Below are 2978 nucleotides of genomic sequence, written 5' to 3'. Positions count from 1 at the left end.
TTTTCATCGTATTGTGACATGCATTTGTCTTTGCATTCTTGAGAACAACCATTCTCTTCACACATTTTAGCGCATTCGTCTTTTGTCATGGTTGCACATTTTGATAAATCGCATTTTCCTTCGTGACAAACTTCTTTTTTATCTTTTGAACAACATGCCCCATTTTCAGTTGTAGCACCGTGACCTCCTAAGATTGGAGCGATTACTAAACCTATTAAACATGTTAATTTGATTAAGATGTTCATCGATGGACCAGAAGTATCTTTGAATGGATCTCCAACAGTATCTCCAGTTACCGCTGCTTTATGTGCATCAGAACCTTTGTATGTCATCTCTCCGTTGATTTCAACTCCAGCTTCAAACGATTTTTTAGCGTTATCCCAAGCACCTCCTGCGTTGTTTTGGAACACTGCCCAAAGCACACCTGAAACGGTAACTCCTGCCATATAACCACCTAACATTTCAGCGATTAATTGATTGTTATCTCCATAAACTAATTTACCTAATAATACAATTGCAATTGGGAAACCAATGGTTAAAATTCCTGGCAACATCATTTCGCGTAAAGCCGCTTTTGTAGAAATTTCAACACATTTTCCGTATTCTGGTTTACCAGTTCCTTCCATAATTCCTGGAATTTCTTTGAACTGACGACGTACTTCGTATACCATGTCCATTGCAGCTTTACCTACCGAATTCATTGCTAATGCAGAGAATACAACTGGAATCATTCCACCAATGAACAACATTGCTAATACTGGTGCTTTGAAGATGTTAATTCCATCAATACCTGTGAAAGTTACATAAGCAGCAAATAATGCTAACGAAGTTAATGCAGCAGAAGCGATTGCAAAACCTTTTCCAGTTGCTGCAGTAGTGTTACCAACTGAATCTAAAATATCGGTTCTTGTACGAACTTCTTTTGGTAATTCACTCATTTCAGCGATTCCACCTGCGTTGTCAGAAATTGGTCCGAAAGCGTCGATTGCTAATTGCATTGCTGTTGTAGCCATCATTGCAGAAGCGGCTAAAGCAACACCATAAAATCCTGCTAAAGCGTAAGAAGCCCAAATTGCACCCCCAAATAATAAAACAGTTGGGAAAGTAGAAATCATACCCGTTGCTAAACCAGCGATTACGTTAGTTCCAGCTCCAGTTGATGATTTTTGTACGATAGCCAATACTGGTTTTGTACCTAATCCTGTATAATATTCCGTTACAGATGAAATTGCTCCACCTACAAATAAACCAACAATAGTAGCATAGAAAACACGAATTGAATCGATTTCTTTATCGCCTTCTCCATAGAAGTTTAATGTTAATACTTCTGGCAACATAAAGTCAACCAAGAAGTAGCAAGAAATTAAAGTTAATACAATAGAAACCCAGTTTCCGATGTTTAATGCTTTTTGTACTTGAGCTTCTTTAGCATCGTCGCTTGAAATTTTAACTAACATTGTTCCAATGATAGAGAATAAAATTCCGAAACCAGCGATTGCCATTGGTAATAGAATTGGTCCGATTCCTCCGAAAGCGTCATCGATTTTACCACCCATATCTTTAATTACGTAATTTCCTAAAACCATTGCCGCTAAAACTGTTGCTACATACGAACCAAATAAATCGGCACCCATACCGGCAACGTCTCCAACATTATCTCCAACGTTATCCGCAATTGTAGCAGGATTACGAGGATCGTCTTCTGGAATACCAGCTTCTACTTTTCCTACTAAGTCAGCACCTACGTCAGCAGCTTTTGTGTAAATTCCTCCACCTACACGAGCAAACAATGCGATAGATTCAGCTCCTAATGAAAAACCAGCTAATGTTTCCAAAACGATTGTCATGTCTTCTGTTGAAGTCCATTCTCCGTTCATGAAAAATCTAAAGAATATGATGAAGAATCCAGTTAATCCTAAAACCGCTAAACCTGCAACACCTAATCCCATTACTGTTCCTCCACCAAAAGAAACTTTTAATGCTTGTGGTAAACTAGTACGAGCTGCTTGTGTTGTTCTAACATTTGTTTTTGTTGCGATTTTCATTCCGATATTTCCTGCATAAGCCGAAAATATAGCTCCAAAAATGAATGCGATTACGATTAACCAGTGTGTTGTTGGAACAATAAATGAAATTCCCGCAAGAACCACACTCGCTCCAAGAACGAAAAACGTTAATAATTTGTATTCTGCTTTTAAAAATGCTAAGGCTCCTTCGTAGATGTAATCTGAAATTTCTTTCATTTTACCATCTCCGGCGTCTTGTTTAAGAACCCAAGAGCGTTTGGCTGCCATAAATGCCAATCCTAATAGTGCCATGACTATAGGAACATAAATCATCATTGATTCCATAAAATATAATTTAGTTTTTTTGTTTGTTAATTTTATGGTAATATTAAGAAAATAAAACAAAAAAGGCAATATTTTTTAAAAAATACTGCCTTTTATTTATTTGCCCTAAAAATTATCTAATACTGAATAATCCTTCTGGTTTATTTTCAAGTTCGTTGAAGCGATTCGTACATTTTCTCAAAATTTCTTTTGCTTCGTTTACATCTCCCCAACCTTCAACGTCCACTTTTTTGTTTTCTAAGTCTTTGTACACTTGGAAAAAGTGTTCGATTTCTTTAATTAAGTGCGGATTTACATCACTTAAATCGTTTAGTTTGTTCCAAATTGGGTCAGAAACAGGTACGCAAATTACTTTTTCATCTGGACCTTTATCATCTGCCATGTGGAAAACACCGATTGGTTTTACTTCCATCACACAACCTGGAAAAGTTGGCTCATTTACTAAAACTAAAACATCTAATGGATCACCATCTAATGCTAATGTTTCTGGAATAAATCCGTAATCTGCTGGATACATCATTGACGAAAATAACATTCTGTCAAAACGCATTCTTTTTAATTCAAAATCGTACTCGTATTTGTTTCTACTTCCTCTTGGAATCTCAATCAATACATCAAATGTAGTAA

2 protein-coding genes are annotated in these 2978 nt (G+C 36.5%); both read right to left on the bottom strand.

Annotated elements, in window-relative coordinates:
- The coding region (locus Q0075_RS00345; RefSeq protein WP_297867781.1) for a sodium-translocating pyrophosphatase at nt 1-2351 on the bottom strand (2351 nt) is incomplete at its 3' end.
- A 112-nt stretch (nt 2352-2463) separates the two neighbouring features.
- A partial coding sequence (locus Q0075_RS00340) for an inorganic diphosphatase (RefSeq protein ID WP_297867780.1) occupies nt 2464-2978 on the bottom strand: 515 nt, incomplete at its 5' end.

It is taken from the genome of uncultured Flavobacterium sp., assembly GCF_937967675.1.
Lineage (GTDB): Bacteria > Bacteroidota > Bacteroidia > Flavobacteriales > Flavobacteriaceae > Flavobacterium.
This window is presented reverse-complemented; position numbering and strand designations above follow the sequence as displayed.